This is a genomic window from Deltaproteobacteria bacterium (assembly GCA_016874735.1).
Taxonomy (GTDB): Bacteria; Bdellovibrionota_B; Oligoflexia; order Oligoflexales; family CAIYRB01; genus CAIYRB01.
In genome coordinates this window covers 12,229-28,277 of record VGTI01000046.1, presented here as the reverse complement: position 1 = coordinate 28,277, position 16,049 = coordinate 12,229, and the positions used below count along the sequence as shown (strand labels likewise).

The 16,049-nt window shown below is 53.5% G+C and carries 10 protein-coding genes and 1 pseudogene; 5 read left to right on the top strand and 6 right to left on the bottom strand.

The genetic code is table 11. The features are described from left to right. Positions 1-878 precede the first annotated feature (878 nt). A complete protein-coding gene (locus FJ146_15320) occupies positions 879-1,874 on the bottom strand; it encodes a hypothetical protein (protein MBM4253338.1) in 996 nt (331 codons plus the stop codon). A gap of 346 nt (positions 1,875-2,220) precedes the next feature. On the opposite strand from FJ146_15320, the pseudogene FJ146_15315 reads away from it, so the two are divergent. After that, positions 2,221-2,520 (top strand): annotated as a pseudogene (locus FJ146_15315) (3-hydroxyacyl-CoA dehydrogenase). 447 nt (positions 2,521-2,967) lie between these two features. Here the strand turns inward: FJ146_15315 and FJ146_15310 are convergent. From FJ146_15310 to FJ146_15300, 3 genes are all read right to left on the bottom strand, one after another. Next, positions 2,968-3,651, bottom strand: coding sequence for a DUF4360 domain-containing protein (locus FJ146_15310; GenBank protein ID MBM4253337.1), 684 nt, complete (start codon positions 3,649-3,651; stop codon positions 2,968-2,970). Positions 3,652-3,736: 85 nt separating this feature from the next. Next, a complete protein-coding gene (locus FJ146_15305) occupies positions 3,737-4,375 on the bottom strand; it encodes a DUF4360 domain-containing protein (protein MBM4253336.1) in 639 nt (212 codons plus the stop codon). 215 nt (positions 4,376-4,590) lie between these two features. Then, complete coding sequence (locus FJ146_15300; GenBank protein ID MBM4253335.1) at positions 4,591-5,922, bottom strand: hypothetical protein; 1,332 nt, start codon at positions 5,920-5,922, stop codon at positions 4,591-4,593. Positions 5,923-6,135: 213 nt separating this feature from the next. Here FJ146_15300 and FJ146_15295 point away from each other — a divergent pair, with 213 nt between their 5' ends. The 3 genes from FJ146_15295 to FJ146_15285 all read left to right on the top strand — a co-directional run bounded on the left by FJ146_15295 (position 6,136) and on the right by FJ146_15285 (position 13,702). Continuing rightward, positions 6,136-6,315 carry a hypothetical protein gene (locus tag FJ146_15295; GenBank protein ID MBM4253334.1) on the top strand — a complete coding sequence of 60 codons (180 nt, stop codon included), beginning with the start codon at positions 6,136-6,138 and terminating at the stop codon, positions 6,313-6,315. Positions 6,316-6,430: 115 nt separating this feature from the next. Beyond that, complete coding sequence (locus FJ146_15290; GenBank protein ID MBM4253333.1) at positions 6,431-7,573, top strand: hypothetical protein; 1,143 nt, start codon at positions 6,431-6,433, stop codon at positions 7,571-7,573. 201 nt (positions 7,574-7,774) lie between these two features. Further along, on the top strand, positions 7,775-13,702 hold the full coding sequence (locus tag FJ146_15285) for a hypothetical protein (protein MBM4253332.1): 5,928 nt from the start codon (positions 7,775-7,777) through the stop codon (positions 13,700-13,702). A 51-nt stretch (positions 13,703-13,753) separates the two neighbouring features. Here FJ146_15285 and FJ146_15280 read toward each other — a convergent pair whose 3' ends face one another. Then, positions 13,754-14,761, bottom strand: coding sequence for a hypothetical protein (locus tag FJ146_15280; protein ID MBM4253331.1), 1,008 nt, complete (start codon positions 14,759-14,761; stop codon positions 13,754-13,756). Continuing rightward, entirely contained in the window at positions 14,751-15,332 is a 582-nt protein-coding gene (locus FJ146_15275) for a hypothetical protein (GenBank protein ID MBM4253330.1), read from the bottom strand. Before FJ146_15275 ends, FJ146_15280 begins: the two co-directional genes overlap by 11 nt. Before the next feature lie 138 nt (positions 15,333-15,470). Here FJ146_15275 and FJ146_15270 point away from each other — a divergent pair, with 138 nt between their 5' ends. After that, on the top strand, positions 15,471-16,046 hold the full coding sequence (locus FJ146_15270) for a DUF4339 domain-containing protein (protein ID MBM4253329.1): 576 nt from the start codon (positions 15,471-15,473) through the stop codon (positions 16,044-16,046). Positions 16,047-16,049: the final 3 nt, after the last annotated feature.

Genomic DNA, 16,049 nt, shown 5'->3' with positions numbered 1-16,049 from the left:
GGTTGCCGACTGCTTACGGCTTATCGATCAAGGATCCAACTAACATAAGGGATTGGTTCAAATACGATGAGGCTGATTCGGCGCTTGCCAGTGGCTGGTCCAACCTTGGTAGTCGTCTCAAAGACTCCTCCCAGGATAACGTCCCGCCAGTTCTTGTGAGCGAGGATCCTGGTAAGTGTCAAACGCCCAGCCCTGACTACCGCCAAGGCATTTGTACCAAAATTACGGACAACGGAGTGATCACACAGGTTAATGCCTATACGGTAGTCCAGATAGACGGCGCCGATATTGCCGTGACCATCGAGCGGGCTCCGTATCTTCCGATTATAGATCGCTTTATATTACCGGATTATGCGTTTAGCTGGTTTGATGATAACGGAAAGCCAACATCGTATCGTTACAATCTCTGCAACTGGGACACGGCCGACTGTGTCGAGTTACCAGTCTATTTTGAGAGTATTAAGCCCCTCCGCGGTAAGGCCAAAGGTACCGTCAACGATCAGTCTGTTGATATTGAGGTTCTGGAAGAGGTAGTTAAAGTGGATGATGGCATCGGTTGGCTGCCGAAGGTCTCATTTTTTCGCAGTAGCGGAAACACTGATGGCAACGGGATGCCGAAGGTAGAAGAAGTCGTGATCGCTGACGGCGATCGGATTAAAGTCGAATATCCGGTCGTTGTGAACGACAAGATTGAATATCGGTATAGTCGTGAATTTACGCACATTGGTACTGATGTGCAAGAAATCAGGTCTGTGTGGATGGATGGGCAGCAAACAGGTTACCGGTTTTTGCTGCCTTTTGATGCCAATTGGAATACCCCGGTCAGGTCAAATTGGCTGATAAAACCAATGTAATTTTTAGTTAGCGATACGTCGTGACTACGATGGTGTAGCCGTCAGGGTCCCGGTTTTCATTTCGTTCGTGTCGGTGTTTTTGAAAGAATAGGTCGGGGGAGTGGTGCTGCCTTTATAGGTCACGGTGCCCTGCCAGTTGTTTTTTTGAATCGTAATGACTCCCGACTGGTGCCACACGTTCTTGTCAGACGAGTAGTCGCTGGCTACGCCCTTGAAGGACGTCTTTTTGATTTCATATTCACTGCCGCCACCTATGTTTTCACCTCTAAGCGAAACTTTCATTGCGGTCATAGTTTTTGATACTTCCATGCAATCATCACTGTAGGTTATTTTTGGTAAACTCCTGCTTGTCTTGCATCCAGATAGTGAATTACTACCGAAAAAGAATATATTCTTGACATCAATTTCAACTCTAGCGCCATCATCTAGCCCGTCAGAGCTGTGTTCCATCAACATCTCCACCCTACTCGATATCTCCGGGCAGTCCGCATCAGCTGCATCTTGGTTCTTGCCATTGCGCCCTGATAGATCACCGCTTTCGCAAAGATCGTACTGGTAGTTCTTGGTCTTCCAGATAAATTTAGTGTAGCTCTTGGTGGGTTGCTGTGCTTTTTGGCATTCAGACGTATCGCGCGATTCAGCAAATTTAGCCGATGCTTTATTAGCAACCCAGCGAGCATCATTAGGTGCAGTGTCGCATGGATCAGGGGTGTCACTCGGCGCTGGTGTAGCGGTGGGCTGGTTAGTGTAGAGTCTGCTGTCACCATTGAGTGAGGCGATGACCTCATCCCAAGTGAGCGACTTGAGCTTATAGTCTGGCGGGGCGTCAAGATCAGTCAGCTGAATCAGTTTACCGTCGTCGGCGATGGGGACAAGGGCTGGATCTTTAGACTGGACCGCGGACTGGTTGTCGTCGTTTTTCTTGTACGTGTCAGTTATTTTGTCGGCGATGCCGCAGCCAGATAGCGTGCTGTATAGAGAGGTAACAACGAGGCCTGAGTGTAAAATAGACCGGCGCATGCGACCTCCAGTAAATGTCTTGAATATGACTTATCCAGTTTACCAGAAGGTCTGTGCTGGTCAATTTGCGCTACGATTTTACTTGGGAGCACCCGCCGCTACCCAAGCTTGAAATTGGTTGATTTCACTTTCCGAGGCTTTGATACCTTTCGGCATGTTGCCCGACCTCATACGCGCGAGGCTATCATTAGCAGTTGCGCGCGCGCCGTCATAATTACCGAGGTATCCATGGCAGCTGACGCATGCGCGTTGTAGATAAGGAGCAATGTTAGCTGAGTAAGTCACAGTACCGCTGGATGCCACGGGAGCCGGTGCCTGAGCTGGAGTCGGTTGCTGCGGGGATGAACCACCGCCACCACCGAGGCCGCCAAGTATGCCACCTAGACCGCCGCCGCCACCGAGGCCGCCTAGAAAACCACCGAGGCCACCTCCGCCGCCGAGTAGACCACCAAGGCCGCCTAGACCGCCGCCACCACCGAGGCCGCCGAGTAGACCACCAAGGCCGCCTCCGCCACCAAGCCCGCCGAGCAGACCGCCGAGGCCACCGCCGCCCCCGAGGAGGCCACCGAGACCGCCACCGCCAAGACCGCCTAGACCGCCGCCGAGGCCACCGAGTAGGCCACCGAGTCCGCCTCCGGCCGTTCCTGTGGCTGCGGTGTTCACCGCTGGGCCAGGGGGTGGGCCAGCAGGCGCGGTGGTAGGTGGAGCAGGAGTTTGCGCCGTTGCAGCGGTGCTGCCGGCGCCATTTTTGGTTGCTGGTTTAGTCGTATCGTCAGATGACGCATCGCAAGTCGCGTCGTCGTCGCCCTCATCTTCATCACTTGCATCTACATCACAGTCAGTTGCTACTTGACGCTGACCCTGAGCACCGGTCTGGGGTGGTGCCCCACACGCGGAAGCGATAAATAAAACGGCCCACAGTTTATATGTATTTTTTTCTCTAATCACGGTCGACCTCTACCCTAAAGTCATTCCGGCAACACAACATTGCTGGCGTTATCGGCATTTTGCGGGAAAACTTTAGTGTTTTTTGCAAAAAGACGGTTATTTCATGAGCTAATCCGCAAAGTATGGTGAGCCAAAACATTGTAATTTAGCGGCATCGACGCCACGCCAGCTGATAGCGGTGTACGATACCGCCGTCGACTGCATCGACCGTCATATATCCAGACGGGAATACTGTTCCACGGCGGCTGGGATCGTTATCGCCGTCGTCATCGGTGAAACCCCGTTGCGGTCTTACGTTTATAGCGACACGAAGTAGCATGCGGTTTACAGGTGTCCCAGGTGACTGACGCCCGCAGGGTGACCACTCGTTATCGCCGAGGCCGATATCAGCGTGATTGGCGAAGTTGTCGTTAAACGGTCCCACGATGCGTAGGCGATCGACCGCGCGGACGTTCGGGCGCCCAAAGGAGTACGCCACCTTTTGGACACCAACCACTCCGGCCTCAAGATTGGCATAACCGCGGATGTCGACACCAACAACTGAATACTGCCAGCCGGGTAAACTCCTGAGCATGAGCTCGATGTTGCAGCCCTTGCGCATGGGCCAGCCAGCACGTGTTGAGGTGTCGACCCCAAACTGGGCGAAGATCAGCGTCATCGCTTGCGCGTCAGGGGCGATACTAGTGGCGACGCTGCCAGGCGGACATCCGGAGCCACGGTAGGAAATCGATGCGATGCCGACCTGAGCTGGGGGAGGGGATGCAGCGCCCTGAGCGTGGAGCGGACTAGAGCTGAATATGGTCGTGACCAATAATAAAATCTTGCGCATGACATCACCCGAGCAAGTCACGGACCCGCCTGCAGGCAGAGTCCGTGAGTCCTGTGTAGCGTTGGATTTTTTGCCAAGTCACTAGCTAGCTGCAGCGTCTCCACTGTAGTCCGTAGATTTGCTTAAACTGGCCGTCGATCGAGTCCACGGTGATCATGCCTTGGCGGTACGGTGCTGCACTGTTATCGACCCGCACTTCGGTATTGATGTTGAGGGATCGCGCGGCGCCGCAAGGGGACCATACTTGGTTTTCCATAGGAATCTGATCTCGGGCGGCGTAGTTGCGATCAGCGGGGCCGTAGACCACAGTCTGTAGCCGCCCGGAGCGCATCTGCCCTTGGAAGTAGTAGAGAGATTGCTGCAGAGCTCTCACTCCCGGCTCTAGTGATACATAGCCGCGCGTGTCGACAGTAAACAGCGTGTACGACCAGCCATTAGGGATCTCGAGATTGAGGTTGATCTGGCAATTTTTGCGCTTTTGATTGAGCGGAATCCCTGGACCTACGTTTGCCTGATATTGATCGAACAGCAGCGTAAATGCACGCAAGTCGCTCGCCACATCGGATCCCACAGATCCTGCCGGGCAACCGCTACCGGCGTAGGTGATGTCACGGATTCGCACGTACTCTGGCGCAAACCCTTGAGCCCAGGTGACCTGGCTAAAACTCGCTACAAGGAGCGTTAATGTGGTGGTAACGAGACTGAAGATGGTAGGCGCGTTCATAAGATCCCCCGTATCTAGAGCTTTAAGCACTTCTAGATAAATGGGATTGCAAGTGTTGTTCCACGCGTTAGCTGGCCAAAATAACGTCAAATAGACCAGAAACGCGCCAAATTGGTTAGTGCGTAAGGGTGATGCTGGTATAGATTTGAATGATTATGGCAAACATATACCAGTTTATTTTTGACGTGCTCGCTGAGACGCTTGCGATGACTACACTAGTGACACCCAGTGGGTGCATTCCCTCGATCACTGCGGGACAAAAGAGATGCGGTCCGGTAGGCATCCGTGAATAGCTGTTTAATTCCGGTGAGGCTAAAGCCGTCAAAGCTGTCCCAATCAGTACATAAGATTTTATCAGCACGGTTAATGGCAAGGTGCAGACTGGAGTTTGGCGCATCAGTCGAGAAAAGCGCCTCCAAATCGGCGGCAAATCCAAGCTGACTAGCGATGCCGCGGGCAAACTTAGAGTCTGGACCACGACGGGTGAGGTAAATGGTTTGTTCGCACCCGCTCTCAGCCAACACATTCACGGGCGCAAGATCGCTCCAGCCACCGAACGAAATATACTGAGCTAAAGTCGGAAATTTCTGCGCGCTAGCAAGCCCCGGCTCAGCGGGCGAAACAGCGAGCATCTCAGACCAAGGTAGTTCCCCTAGGTACAGCGCTTTTTTGCTCCGCAAATCTGGTAAGGACCTAAGGCCGGCCATTGCCCGGTCGAACCAAGGGCGTGGTGCAGCATAGCCAAATGAGAAGTCATCCGCCGTAAAATTAAGCGCCACCTCACCGCCATCGCGATACGTTTGCTCCAACATCTGGAAGCGGTCTTGCCCCTTAACCAAGGTCGCCGTGGTTACTGCAACTTGGAGATGGCGTCCCACGGGTTCATCGATCCGGTGGCTGGTCACTGACTTGGATCCAGAGCGAAATGCGGTCACTGTGGCACGAAATCGTTCGACGCACTCGGTGCCCTCGAGCTGCCAAGGAAGTCGCCCAACTGCCGCCTCGCTACAACTTGCAAAGAGATTTTGCCAGGATTCTGCCATACCAGGGGCGTAGCCGGCATAGAAATCCCCAAGATTGCCAATCAGACGGCCGATCGCTTGAAAATCTATGATCCCTGGACGAAAAAATATTTGCGGAGACGAAGCGTCAAAGGCCCCAAATTGTTCTACAGCTTTTTTTGCCTCTTTTGCGCGGAACAGTAAGATGGGCGCGCGCCGAGGATCTGACAACAAGTCTCTATCAAAGATAAACTTGAGGAAATCCTGATTAACGATCGCGCGCACAGAATCTGATTCTAGCAGGGTTTGCAGTGCCATGAGGGCGTTCTTGACTACCACCAGGTCGGTGCTGCCTAATCGTGAGCTATCAAAAGTATTTAGTCGGGCCTTCAGCGTCCTGATGTGGGCTAAGGCCTCACCTTCGGGACTTTCCTTGATGATATCCAGCCAAAAATAAAGCGACTTCATCAGAAAGGCGGCTCGCTGCGCCACGACCTTGTCCGTGCAAGTGGTAGTGCCACATTGCGTCAATGCTTTGTTCGCCATGACGCTTTCAAAGAGAAAACTTGAAATGGATGCGGAGCTCCCCCCCCGGCCACCCCGCTGATGGTGCCTTCGCTCTCTAGGAGGCGCGCCAGACCCGCGAAGTGGGCCCAAATCAGCTCACCGTTGCCTCGAATCGCCACGCAGTTCTTAATCCCCCGTGCTTCCCCAGTGGCGTCCCTGGGAGTCGATTTTGGCGGAGTAGTTTTGCAGCCTATGAGTGGCAATAAAAACAGCAGGCCGGAGAGTAAGCGTGACAATGCAGGGTTCACAGGCCGTTCCTCATGGACTTGCCGTCGCGGTGAATTTCGGGATGATGTGCGCTTATTTTACGCCTTTGGCATCAAGGCTGCAATCGGTGCAAGTTCTTGGTGCCACAATTCAGCGGAGATTTAGCAAACGAGCGCCCTGAGATCCTGAATGCTGGCACCATTGGACTTGAGGTGAATAGCTAAACTAAACTTAAATAAATGTGTCATAAGACTTTTGTGTTTAGATAAAAGAGGTCCAAATGCTCGATGTGCTGATTCAAGGGGCCGGGATCGGAGGCTTGACTCTTGGTCTTTTTCTCGTCAGGCAAGGCCTCAAAGTCAAAATCGTAGAGCGTGCGACGGAACTGTCAGAAGTAGGCGCAGGAATCTGGCTTGCGCCAAACGCTCTACAGGTGTTTCGGATCTTGGGAATAGAAGAGGAGTTATTAAGAGACTGTTGGAGCATCTCGAGAGTGCTTATTGAAGATTACGGGGGAGGCCGGTTATTTACTGCTGCATTAGGAGAGATTTCGCAGGAATTTGGCGCGACGACCCACGTACTGTATCGACAGCGACTACAAAGATTCCTGTTTGAAAAGCTCCCTCCAAACACTGTCACCTTCGGTTCAGAGATCAAGACGGTCAATGAGACTGGTGATCGCATTTACTATACTTTGTCTTCTGGGGATCTTGGTGAGTGTCGATTGCTAGTCGGCGCTGACGGCATTTATTCAGCTTTGAGGCCGCAGGTGTCAAAGCGCCTTGAAAAACGCTATTCAGGCTATACATCCTGTCGAGGTATTGCTCGAAATCCCACGGTTCCATGGGAGGATGTTCACGACAATAGGGAAATTTGGGGTCGAAGATGTCGTCTTGGGTTTTCAAAAATAAATCAAAACGATGTTTATTGGTACTTCACTTGGCTCGAATCTGAATCAAACTATCACAGCAAGAATGATCAGTACGAATTATTGGACCGCTACTTTCAGGATTATTTCCCGCGATTTAAACCCATACTTGCTTGTACGCCTCGCGAGGATATTGTGCGCACAGATATAGCGGACCTCAGGCCAGCTCGGGCATGGACCAAAGGCCGCATGGGCCTCATCGGCGATGCGGCCCATGCGACGACGCCCAATTTAGGTCAAGGTGGATCTTTGGCCATAGTCGACGCATGTTATCTGTCTGAGGCTATAAAGACTCACGGTCTTGTTCCCGAGGCACTAAAATCGTTCCAAGATCGTGCCTTCAGGAAGACTCAGGTCGTGACTTTCATTTCGCGGGCATTTGGCGACATCTGTCATATTAGACAACCGCTACTGAGATGGTTGAGTCTGCGTTATGTTAGTGCGAGCCCAGCGATTGTTCACGATCTCTTGTGGCGATGGATATACAAGATTTAACGAGTTCTGCTCCCTCCCCATTCTGGGTGGTGCCATCGAAGTCGAAATAGGCAAGTGATATCGCTCCCTTGTTGGATTGTCTCAAGTTTTTGGCGTGCCCACCGATCCCTACCTACAGAGCGAGGAGTGTCAGTGAGGTGACGCGAGTGTTCCAGCTCCGCACCAGAGGGCTGGACCAAGTGTGCCTCGGGAGTTGTCCCGATGACGATTGGACCCACATTTACGCAATTGATGGACGGGCGCCGCGCGCCAGCGTGGGTCGCATCATGCACAGCAAATTTCTTGATTGTAAGTGTCAGTTGGCTTGCCGTGGTGGTCGTCACTTTCACGACACTGGTAGCTAGTCAAGCCAGCGCATCGGCTACGGTCACGCTCCCTTACTCGGGGCGCCTGACGCAGGCGAGTGGTAGCCCCCTCGAAGGCACGGTCACCATTGAGGCCAGATTCTGGTCAGCAGTGAGTGACGGTAGCCAGCTCGGTATAACTCAACAATTTGAAACGGTCGCGCTAACTAGTGGCGTCTTCACGATCGAGCTGAAGTTGAGTACAGCGGACGCAGCGCAGATTTTTGGTGCGAGTGACGAATCCGTTTTTATCGAAATCACGGCCAATGGTAAGGCCTATCCACGGCAAAGATTTTCTTATGTGCCTTATTCCCTTCGTGTGCCAGTCGATGGGCAGACTATTAAGTTCGACGGCGATGGCCGTCTAGCGATTGCTGTGGGTGCGTCCTCTGGTAGCAATCAATTTTTGACCAAGGACTCTGCGGGCAATTTGATCTGGGCTTCGCCAGTAGTTACTGCGCTTCAAAATGCAACGGTATCCACAACGGCCCCTACCAGTGGACAGGTCCTTAGGTACGACGGTGCTCAGTGGGTGGCTGCGGATCAAGTGTCCAGCAATAGCTCGGGAACATTCACCACTCTTACTACAACTGGCAACGTAGGCATCGGATCGACGGCGCCATCAGCCAAACTCGATATCAGTGGACAGATCAAAATCCAAGGCGGATCTCCAGGTGCAGGCAGAGTGCTAACCAGCGATGCCAATGGCCTTGCCACCTGGTCAGTTCCTGCAGCAACCGGCATCACCGCAGTCATGACGGGCACAGGCTTACTCGGTGGAGCAATAGCGACGTCTGGCACGATTAGCCTAAGTGACACTACGGTAACCCCTGGCAGCTACTCCCGCGCCAATATCACAGTTGACGCCCAGGGCAGACTCACGGCTGCGCAGAGTGCAGCTGCGATCACCGATGCTGATATTGCTACAAGTGCTAACATATCTCAGTCCAAGGTCGGTGGTTTAAGCGCCGACCTTGCATCTAAGGAACCGGCTATCACCGCTGGAACTGCTGCCCAATTTTGGCGCGGCGACAAAACCTGGCAGCCACTTAATACCTCGGCAGTTGCCGAGGGAAGCAACCTGTACTTCACGCCGGCACGAGCCCTATCCTCACTAACTGCCAGCGCGCCGATCACATACAGCACCGTCACGGGTACCATTGGCATCACCCAAGCCACCGCTACTTCTAACGGCTATTTGAGTTCTTCTGACTGGTCAACTTTTGACGGCAAACAAAACGCACTTGGATTTACCCCCTTAAACAAATCCGGTGACACCCTAACTGGTGCCCTAGACGCAGGATCCTTTGAGTTTAACAACATTGGCAATATCCAGATGGCTGCATCTAAGACCTTTGGCCTTAGCAACAATGCTGCAGACCCCACAGGTCTCACTTCGGCCGATAAGGGCCGCACCTGGTTTAACTCGAGTACCAACCAGATAAAGTATTGGGACGGTAGTGGCGCTCAGGCCCTGGGGTTGTCTGGATCGGGGCTGAGTAGTTTTAACGGTCAGGCTGGCAACACTCAAACGCTAGGTATACCCGGGACTTCTGGGACTGCACCATCGTGGTCGTCACTAAATAACAACCATACGCTTAATATCCCGATGGCGTCGGCTAATGGTGTGACGGCAGGACTTTTATCAAATGCTGATTACGTGAACTTCGTTGGCAAAGTGGGGAGTGTAGCCCCGGGTGTGGGCATCGTCGTTTCTAGCGCGGGATCTACCGCAACTGTGAGCTTGTCCACGTCAGGTAACGTCGGTACCTACGCTAAGGTGACGACCGACGCTTACGGCCGTGTCAGTTCAGGTACAACGCTGACAGCCGCAGATATTCCACCACATGCGGCTGCGCTCATTACGAGTGGTCAACTTAGCCCTGCTAATGGCGGTACTGGACTGAATGCTGCTCCTACTGATGGCCAACTACTTATCGGCAGCGGCGGTAACTTCGCCCTCGGAAATCTCGCGGCTGGCACTAAAGCAGGCGTGACGATTTCAAGCGGTGCTGGTTCCATAACACTCGATACGGCTCAAGATATCCGTCCTACCGCTTCGCCCACATTTGCTAGCATTTCTGCCGCATCCTTGAACGTACCGATACTGACTCAGGTTGGAAGTGGTGCTCCAGCAGTGAGCGTAGCGGGACAAGGTAAGATCTATTTTGACCAAAGTGATAATGAATTCAAGATCTCGCAAAACGGCGGTGCCTACACCAGGCTCGCGTCTGGCGGCTCGGTCACGAGCGTCGCCACTGGTATAGGATTAAGCGGTGGTCCCCTCACTACGACCGGCACTATCAGCCTGAGCAATACTTCGGTATCCCCTGGCAGCTACACACGTGCCAACATCACAGTCGATGCTCAGGGCAGACTAACAGCAGCTCAAAGCGCTACTGCAATAACCGATGCTGATATTTCAACCAGCGCCAACATAGCTCAGTCCAAGGTGAGTGGCCTAAGCACTGACCTTGCGAGTAAAGAGCCCTCCATCACTGCTGGGACCACTGCCCAATACTGGCGTGGAGACAAAACATGGCAGAGTTTAACCACCGCGGCAGTTGCCGAGGGTAGCAACCTGTACTTTACGCCGGCACGAGCGATATCCTCACTAACTGCCAGCGCGCCGATCACATACAGTACTGTTACAGGTGCCATTGGCATCACCCAAGCCACAGCTGCTTCTAACGGCTATTTAAGTTCTGTAGACTGGTCAAGCTTTAACGCCAAACAAAATGCACTTGGATATACGCCTCTAAACAAAGCCGGCGACACCTTGAATGGCGCATTAAATGCCGGAGACTTCGACTTAAGTAACACCGGTAATATTCAGATGTCTTCGTCAAAGACCCTGGCACTAAGTAATAATGTTGCCGACCCAGCGGGTCTAACGGCTACTGATAAAGGTCGCACGTGGTTTAACTCAAGTACCAACCAGATCAAATACTGGGACGGTAGCGCTACCAAAGCCCTGGGAGTTGCGGGTTCAGGCCTTGGCAGTTTCAATGGTCAGACAGGTAATACCCAAACATTCGGGCTTCCCGGCTCTTCGGGTACTTCGCCTAATTGGTCCTCCGCCGCCGATGTGCACACCCTAAATATCCCTCTGGCCTCAGCCGCTAATGTCACGGCGGGTTTACTGTCTAATGCCGATTACACCGCGTTTAACAGTAAGGTGAACGCTGTCAACGCAGGCACAGGAGTCACCGTAGCCACTGCCAGCGGCACGGCCACCGTGAGTCTGACGACTGTTGGAACTGCCGGCAATTACGCTAAAGTTACAACTGATGCGTATGGTCGCGTGACCGCTGGTACCACACTATCAGCGGCAGACGTACCAGCCCCCAACTGGGCAGCTCCAGGTGCGATTGGTTCAACGACGCCAAATTCAGGTTCGTTTACAACACTGGCTACGACTGGAAACATCGGGATCGGGACCACCAATCCCGGCGCTGCGCTCGAAATCGCAGGCCAGATTAAGATCCAAGGCGGCGCTCCCGGAGCGGGAAAGGTACTTACCAGCGATGCCGATGGTCTAGCCTCATGGGGTAACGCAGCTGTAGGCACCATCACTGCTGTGACTGCTGGTAGCGGTCTAACTGGTGGCGGCACGAGCGGCTCAGTTAGCATTGCAGCCGACGTGGGTACGACAGCCAATAAGATAGTCCAGCTCGATGCTGGAGCTAAACTACCTGCTGTTGATGGTAGTGCACTCATCAATCTGAGTCCCACCAACCTTGCGTCACCTGTTGGTGTTAATAAAGGGGGTACGGGACTTGTATCGGGTACATCTGGGGGCATACCTTACTTTAGTGCGACAAGTACCATAGCCTCATCGGCAGCACTTACGGCTAATGGTGTGGTGCTGGGTGGAGGTGCAGGAGCTGCACCCACAGCCACTGCCGTGGGAGCCGCAAACAGTGTACTGCGCGTGCCCGGCGCAGGTGGTGCGCCCGCATTTGGTGCTATCGATTTGGGTCAAAGTGCAGCCGTCGGCGGTACCCTGAGTGTTGGTAACGGGGGCCTGGGGACCAGTTTACTTCTTACCGGGGGCGCAGGGCAGTATCTCAAACAGACTGCGTCTGGAGCCAACGTGACAGTTGGTACCATTTTGGCGAGTGATCTACCGCAAATGGTCGGCGATTCTGGAGCGGGTGGTACTAAAGGTGCTGTACCGGCGCCGGCCTCGGGTGATGCGGCGTCGGGTAAGTACCTAAAAGCGGATGGTAGCTGGAGTGTGCCCACGTCAACAGTTAATTGGTCCGCTCCAGGTGGGATAGGATCAAGTGCGCCAAACACAGGAGTGTTTTCGTCTCTGGTCTCAAATGGGAATTTAGGTGTAGGTATAGCTAATCCAGCAAGTATGCTCCACGTTGCCGGCGCCAATGTATCCGACGTAGCTACTGGTACCATGATACTAAGTCGGTATGCTTACGGTGGAGGTCCGGGATACCGAGCCAGCGCTTTGTTCCATTACTGTTGTCCAGGTGGTAGCGACGCTCTTGGTATCGGTGTAGCAGGCGAAGGAGGATCGTGGGACATCCCGACTGCGCTATCGCAGACCAAGATGGTGGTGCGTGCAAATGGATCGGTCGGTATCGGTGCTATCGCTCCAAACAATAAGCTCGACATTGCTGGCTCAGTAGCTATCGGATCGACTTATGGTGGTGGTACTTCGTCAGGCGGCAGTGCTGGACCCAGTAATGGACTCATTGTGCAGGGTAGCGTTGGGGTAGGGACGACGAGCCCTGATAAGCAGCTGGACGTTGTGGGTACAGTCGCGTCGGATAATTATATAGTCCGGCGGATCAGTGATGGGAACGAGACAACCATGAGCCTAGCTAGCGATGCGTCCAATTATCTTCGTTTAACAAATGTCTCGGGAAACCGTGGATTTTACATCAATACGTACACCGCCGATGGAAATCGAGACATCTTTTTTGCTGGCTCAGGAGGCTCCGTGGCTGGCACTCCCGGAATGATACGTGCTCTTGGAAATACCAACATAATAGTTGATGGCAACATCGGCGTCGGCACAACTTCGCCGACTCAAAAGCTCTCAGTCGCTGGCACAATCGAATCCACCACAGGAGGTGTCAAGTTTCCGGATGGGTCGGTGCAGGTGGTTGCCATGCCGTTGCGCAATGGTGCCAGCGCTGCTACAGCTGGTCGCTCGTGCTTTCAGATTCTAAACGATGGCTATTCTACCGGCAGCGGTACTTACTGGCTAGCACCGATTGGTCTTAGTGCTTTCCAGGTTTATTGCGATATGACGACAGATAATGGTGGTTGGACTCTGATAGCACGCAACAATGCTACGACGACCTTCACGAACTTCAATAAAAACTGGGCGAGCTACAAGGCTGGCTTCGGCGATTTAACCACCAATACCAGCTGGGGCTGGCTGGGCAATGATCGGATCCACATGCTGACACGTGGCGGGGTGGAGCTTATTGTCGCGAATAACGTCCAACAGCATTTCTACAAAAGCTTTCTTGTAGAAAACGAAGCTAATAAGTACGGGATGACTGTCTTATCTACAGCGAATTCGAAGGACAACGGTTACTTTCAGTCATACCAGGGTGGGATGCTCTTCTCGACATACGATCAGGATAATGACGCGTATGGTGCATCTAACTGTGCAGTTGAATATGCAAGTGGATGGTGGCACAGGGATTGTTTTACTTTGAGTTTGGCCGGTAGTTATCTCAGCAATGTTCATTGGCGTAATGCAGCTGGCAACTATGAGTACGTCACATGGATCGAGATGTGGGTGCGTTAGACGATTTCACAAGGTGGCGCAGGGCTCACTGTAATGCAGTTCAGCCTAATGTCAGGGCGCCACCAAGCATGCTAGCGGCCCTGACAAGGCGCAGAAGATGAGTGAGCTCATCATGTCTAGAACATTTTGATCGGGCGCTGCCGTGGCTTCGGGAGCTCCCGCGCCGTCTTTGCTGTCTCGCGCTGCGGCAAGCAGGAGGCCATCGTCGCTGAATAACTTGTAGCCGGAAGGAATATTGAAGTCGGCGGCAGCAAGTGCGGCGGATTTAACAGCAATGGTTTTGACGACGATGCGATGGGTGTAGCTGCGTCCTTGGAGGTCGGTAGTGGTTTGCTTACTGTCTGCTGCCATGACCATTCCTTTGATACCTTGCTCGTCACGTCTCAGCGCAGCCAGCATGGCAGTGCCCTGCGGCTGTCGCAGCACAGCTTTGGTGACCTCAGACCACAGCGACTGACGCCAAGGTAGCGTTGTGTCGATGCAAAACTGCTCATCGATACCTGTGGAGGCCGTCCGGTCTTTGCCCGAGCTTTTGAAAATAGCAAATTTCCGTTTGGCCTGTGTGCAGGAGCGATCGCCAAATGTCGTAGTTTGCGTGCTGGGAGCGAGTTCGTAGTCTTTCATCGATAGCGTCAGTTTCAGGCCATCACTGCGATCGACCGAGGTGACTGATGGTATCGGCGAGAGGAAAAATCGCACCATGAAGTTAGTCGGCACAACGAGACACGTACCGTTCTGGTAAGCCGCAAATACGCTTGGATCTTTGATGGACTTACTCGCAGCGAGTTGGGCAGCATTCAACTTGCCGCAGGCGTAAAATGTCCGCCCGTTGAAAAGGTAGCGCGTTTCGTCGCCCTGCGTGTTGACGATGAGCTGAAATTTGCCGTCACTGAGCGCCCATTTTTGCGTCGAATGGGCCGTCTTTTGATTGACGGTGACGTCTACCTCCTGCTCAACGACAGTGCCTGCGAAGACCTGCGGTGCCGCAAAGCCAGAGCTAAACAGAATGGCGAGGCTCATGAGGGTGCAGCGAGCCAAAGCGTCTGAGCTACTTGGCATTGATGTGCTCCAACTTCTGCCAGTAGCGTCGGACTAGCTCATGTTCGGATGACAGAGTGTCGCCCACTAGCCGAGCCTTTGGCCCGCCAATCTGGTGCAGAGCGTAAAGAATTCTCGTTTGGACAAACATGGGTTTGCCGCGGCGCCGGTTGCGGGTGTCTTTGTAGGCGCCCACCAGGAGGTCTATCATGTCCTCGCGTTGCGTGCCCTCATAGAGCCGTCCCAGCCTGGTCGCCGCCTCGGCACGTACCACCAGGGCGCGGTCATAGAGCGCCTCTCTCATCACACCGTGGCAGTAGGGGCGGTCGCTGCGGGCGCAGGCACGCACCCAGCCAAGGCGCCAGCCCCAGGACCAGTGGCGCAGGTGTTTTCCTCTATGTATCTGATATTGCCATAATTTCTCGCGTTCGGCTTCGGGGGCCCGGATGAAATAGCGCCAATCCGGCTGCGCTGGTTCGGCAGTGACATCAAATTCGGGATTGGTAGTCGCAGGGACAGTAGGTGTTGCCCAGGTCTCATTAGACATGAGTATTACAACAAGACAGGTCCAGAGGGTGCTGCATCGACGCATGTTTTGGGCTCCATTGCAGCTACTGTTTTCTATTAAGATTCCGTTGGTTGCAGGATTCTCACGAGATAAATCTCAAGTTTTTTTCGCCCCAGGCCGATCAGCGGTTGTAGTCTTGTCGTCGGCTTCCAGGGGGCGCATATGAGCGAACAAATCTGGTACGTGTATCAAAATGGGCAACAGCTGGGTCCCTTTGCCGTACTGCAGCTGAAACAAATGATTGATTCTAAAATGATCCCTCAAGATGCCTATCTTTTCAAGGTGGGGTGGAAGGACTGGCGTCCAATCGAAGAGACTCACGCAGAACTCGGTTTGACAGCTGCGGCGATGCCCGACAGTCAGGCTGTGCTCAAAACCATAGCGGAGCGCCGTGATGCCGCGCCGCGAGCCACCATCAGTGGACGCGTAGTGGTCCATAATAACTCTCAGATGGTGATCGGCAGTGGTGTCAATATATCGGCAACTGGGATGTTCGTAGAGACAACCGACCAGATCTTTGCCGTTGGTGAGAGACTCAAGTTATCGGTACGAGTGGAGGGGTTTGCCCGTCCATTCAATGTGCTGGCCCAAGTGGTGCGTTACAACGGCGACCCGAAATTCCCGGTTGGTTATGGACTTAGGTTTGATGAAATCGACCAATCGGTGGCCGCCGAGATTCAGGCAGCCATCGACCGGCAGAACAGAGCCCAGGCCGTGACGCAACAGGCAGCAAAGTGATGT

Bases quoted from the DNA above. Each gene is read 5' to 3' on its own strand.
- FJ146_15290 (MBM4253333.1), top strand. From the start codon at position 6,431: ATGCTCGATGTGCTGATTCAAGGGGCCGGGATCGGAGGCTTGACTCTT.
- FJ146_15275 (MBM4253330.1), bottom strand. From the start codon at position 15,332: ATGCGTCGATGCAGCACCCTCTGGACCTGTCTTGTTGTAATACTCATG.
- FJ146_15305 (MBM4253336.1), bottom strand. From the start codon at position 4,375: ATGAACGCGCCTACCATCTTCAGTCTCGTTACCACCACATTAACGCTC.
- FJ146_15270 (MBM4253329.1), top strand. From the start codon at position 15,471: ATGAGCGAACAAATCTGGTACGTGTATCAAAATGGGCAACAGCTGGGT.
- FJ146_15300 (MBM4253335.1), bottom strand. From the start codon at position 5,922: ATGGCGAACAAAGCATTGACGCAATGTGGCACTACCACTTGCACGGAC.
- FJ146_15285 (MBM4253332.1), top strand. From the start codon at position 7,775: ATGACGATTGGACCCACATTTACGCAATTGATGGACGGGCGCCGCGCG.
- FJ146_15320 (MBM4253338.1), bottom strand. From the start codon at position 1,874: ATGCGCCGGTCTATTTTACACTCAGGCCTCGTTGTTACCTCTCTATAC.
- FJ146_15280 (MBM4253331.1), bottom strand. From the start codon at position 14,761: ATGCCAAGTAGCTCAGACGCTTTGGCTCGCTGCACCCTCATGAGCCTC.
- FJ146_15310 (MBM4253337.1), bottom strand. From the start codon at position 3,651: ATGCGCAAGATTTTATTATTGGTCACGACCATATTCAGCTCTAGTCCG.
- FJ146_15295 (MBM4253334.1), top strand. From the start codon at position 6,136: ATGAGTGGCAATAAAAACAGCAGGCCGGAGAGTAAGCGTGACAATGCA.